Raw genomic sequence first — 3,950 nt, forward strand, 5'->3', positions numbered from 1 at the left:
GGGGCTTATAAAAGTGCCTCTACTCTCGGTGCTGCCATTCTAAATCTCTCAAAAAATGGGCAGATTGGTACTTTGGGTAGACATAGCTATTTTTTTATTGCAGTTTGCGGAAACTCAAGCAAGCGGCTGAAGCGGGGGACTGTGAAGGACTGTGGCTGTATCCCCAAAATGACAGCCAGGCGGGGAAGCGTGGCGGAGGACCTGACAGGGCGGCGCAGTGGCAAAGGGTCTGTGTACTGGAGGTGCATCTGCGACTGCGGGAACGAGACGGAGGCGCCTGAGGATGTCCTTGTACAGGGGAGTGTCCTGAGCTGCGGGTGCCTGAAAAGGGAAAACCAGAAGATCATCTGGAGCAAGCTCCACCGTGTGGACGGCACCTGTGTGGAAATCCTGGAAAACCGGAAATACAGGAGCGACAACACCAGCGGCTTCCGGATGAAGAACGGAAAGTACCGGGTGGACATCGGGTTTAAAGGAAAGAGGTTCTACCTGGGCACGTTCCCGGATTACGACCAGGCCGTGCAGGCCAGGATGAGCGCGGAGGAGCTGGTGTACAAGGGATTTCTGAAGGCCTATTATAAATGGAAGGAAAGGGCGGACAAGGACCCGGACTGGAAGGAGAAGCATCCTCTTGTGTTTGAGGTGGAGAAGAAAAACGGGGAGCTGCGCATCTGCTCGTAGGAGCTCCGGCTCATCCTTTATGCGTATCGCATATATCCTGTTTTAGAAGGCAGGACGCCTTGACATTTCTCTTTCCCTATGCTACGATTTGAGACAGATTATTTTTCATAACAGAAACGCTGTGACGAAGAGAGTAGGTCCGGGAAAGTTTTACAGAGAGATTTCCACATGCTGAGAGGAAATGGACGGAAGCGGGCTGAAGATGGCTTCCGAGCGGCGCAGACGAACAGAGAGAACCTCGCCAGGCATTCAGGTGTACTTTCGCACTAAGCTCGATAATACCTCGCTAAGTGCATAAAAGAAGAAACACCATGAATGCTAGGCTCGAAAGAACCTTGCCAAGCATTCAGGTGTACTTTCGCACTAAGCTCGGTAATACCTCGCTAAGTGCTCAATGTAAGTCTGCGAAGGGACCGCCCTTTACAGCGGAGAGATGTCGACAGCAGATGCCGGCACCTGACGAGATTTCTGCTGTGAGGCAGGAGTGAATGAGAAGTGGTAACACGGTTTATTCGTCTTCTCTGGTTTCCGTAAGGGAGCTGGGGAAGACTTTTTTTATGAAAAGGAGAGAAGAGAGAATGGAAAAGCAGAAGTATTATATTACAACAGCCATTGCCTACACATCAGGCAAGCCCCACATCGGGAACACTTACGAGATCGTACTGGCGGACGCCATCGCAAGGTACAAAAGAAGCCAGGGATACGATGTGTTCTTTCAGACAGGAACCGACGAGCACGGCCAGAAGATCGAGCTGAAGGCTGAGGAAGCAGGCGTTACGCCAAAGGAATTCGTGGACAATGTGGCAGGGGAGATCAAGCGGATCTGGGATCTGATGAACACATCCTACGACAAATTTATCCGCACTACAGACGCAGACCATGAAAAACAGGTGCAGAAGATCTTCAAGAAGCTGTATGACCAGGGAGATATCTATAAAGGATATTATGAGGGAATGTACTGCACACCCTGCGAGTCCTTCTTTACAGAGTCCCAGCTTGTGGACGGCAAATGTCCGGACTGCGGCCGGGAGGTGCAGCCGGCAAAAGAAGAGGCCTACTTCTTTAAAATGAGCAAATATGCAGATCGGCTCATCGAGCATATCAATACCCATCCGGAGTTCATCCAGCCGGTGTCAAGGAAAAATGAGATGATGAACAATTTCCTGCTTCCCGGACTGCAGGACCTGTGCGTGTCCAGAACATCCTTCAAATGGGGCATTCCGGTGGATTTTGACCCGGATCACGTAGTGTACGTGTGGCTGGACGCACTGACAAACTATATCACAGGGATCGGATATGACTGTGACGGGGAGAGCACAGAACAGTTTAAGAAAAACTGGCCGGCAGATCTTCATCTGATCGGAAAAGATATCATCCGTTTCCATACTATTTACTGGCCCATCTTCCTTATGGCTCTGGATCTGCCTCTTCCGAAGCAGGTGTTCGGTCATCCATGGCTTCTTCAGGGAGACGGCAAGATGAGCAAGTCCAAAGGAAATGTTCTCTACGCTGACGAGCTGGTGGATTTCTTCGGCGTGGATGCAGTGCGCTACTTTGTTCTCCATGAGATGCCCTTTGACAATGACGGCGTGATCTCCTGGGAGCTGATGGTGGAGAGGATGAATTCCGATCTGGCAAACACCCTTGGAAACCTGGTAAACCGTACGATTTCCATGACAAACAAATATTTCGGTGGAACCGTGACTGACAAGGGCGCCGCAGAGGAAGTAGACGCAGATCTGAAGGCTGTGACAGAGAATATGCCGAAAGCAGTGGAAAAGAAGATGGAAGACCTCCGCGTGGCGGATGCCATCACAGAAATCTTTACCCTGTTCAAACGCTGCAACAAATATATTGATGAGACTATGCCCTGGGCTCTGGCAAAAGATGAGTCGAAGAAAGACCGCCTGGAGACAGTGCTCTTCAATCTGATCGAGAGCATCAAGGCCGGCGCCAGAGCGCTGGAGCCTTTTATGCCTGAGACATCAGAGAAGATCCTGGCACAGCTGGGAGATGGCAAGGTGACAGAGAAGCCGGAGATCCTCTTCCAGAGGCTGGATCTGGAAGAAGTCATGAAAAAGGTGGAGGAGCTTCACCCGGCTGTGGAGGAAAAAGAAGAGGAGACAGAAGTCATCGACATAGAGGCCAAACCGGAGATCACCTTTGAGGAATTTGGAAAAATGCAGTTCCAGGTAGGCGAGATCATTGAGTGCGAGGCAGTGAAGAAGTCCAAGAAGCTGCTTTGCTCCAAAGTGCGCGTGGGCAGCCAGATCAAACAGATCGTGTCCGGCATCAAGTCCAACTACACGCCTGAGGAGATGGTAGGCAAGAAGGTCATGGTCCTTGTGAACCTGAAACCTGCGAAACTGGCTGGCGTTCTCTCCGAGGGAATGCTGCTCTGCGCGGAAGATGCAGACGGCAATCTGGCTCTCATGACACCGGAAAAAGAAATGCCGGCAGGAGCAGAGATCTGCTAGAAAAGGGGCCTGTCATAAAGAAAAAGCTGTGGAGTATAACCTCCGCAGCTTTTTTATGAAAACAAAATTATGAAAAAAGCGGGAAATGGATTGCATGATCGATCAGATTATGTTATTTTAAAATCAGTTGGGCGGCAATGTACGCTGCCTGCAAGATCTATCTTCATGCTGCAGATGTTCAAAGCAGCAGATATCTTATTTTCGGAGCCTGTATTCCAGGCATTAGATCCGATTTGTAAACAAAAGGAATAATGCAGGAACAGGGCTTCGCCTTTGATGGCTCTGGAAAATATGCTAATATGAAAGCAGAGCTCTTTCCTGCATGAGACAAGCAGGAAAGGAGAAGATTGTGACGAAGAAAAATGACAATTTTATCATGCTTCCCACCGTGGATGTGTGTTTTAGGGGACTGATGTACAATCCCAAAGTGCGGAAAGGCTTTATCGCTGCCCTGCTGGGGGCAGACCCGGCGGCTGTCCGGGAGACGGTGCTGCTCCCCACGGCGCTGCGACAGGAATACCCGGACGAGAAGCTGGGCATCCTGGATGTCCGGGCCCTGATGGAAGACGGGGCTCAGATCAATATGGAGATGCAGGCTTACCCGTTCGGACAGTGGGACGCCAGGTCCCTGTTCTACCTGAGTAAAATGTACGCAGAGCAGATCGGGAGGGGCGACCCCTACACGAAGCTGAAAAAGTGTATCCATGTGAGCATACTGGATTTTATCCGCTTTGCGGATGATGAGAAATGCCACCGGACCATCCGCCTGTGTGATGAGCAGACGGGGAAAAA

General features: G+C 50.7%; 3 protein-coding genes. All 3 read left to right on the forward strand.

All coding sequences use genetic code 11. The annotated features are described in order from the left end of the window. Positions 1-141 precede the first annotated feature (141 nt). The gene (locus B5E62_RS17155) at positions 142-681 is read left to right on the forward strand and encodes a hypothetical protein (protein ID WP_206414345.1); all 540 of its coding nucleotides are present in this window, start codon (positions 142-144) and stop codon (positions 679-681) included. A 557-nt stretch (positions 682-1,238) separates the two neighbouring features. Further along, positions 1,239-3,158, forward strand: a complete 1,920-nt coding sequence (metG, locus tag B5E62_RS16535) for a methionine--tRNA ligase (protein WP_087175605.1) — start codon at positions 1,239-1,241, stop codon at positions 3,156-3,158. A gap of 322 nt (positions 3,159-3,480) precedes the next feature. Beyond that, positions 3,481-3,950, forward strand: a 470-nt coding sequence (locus B5E62_RS16540; RefSeq protein WP_143468884.1) for an Rpn family recombination-promoting nuclease/putative transposase, incomplete at its 3' end; no start/stop codon positions are given.

Source organism: Lachnoclostridium sp. An118, from assembly GCF_002160985.1.
Classification (GTDB): Bacteria; Bacillota; Clostridia; order Lachnospirales; family Lachnospiraceae; genus Claveliimonas; species Claveliimonas stercoravium.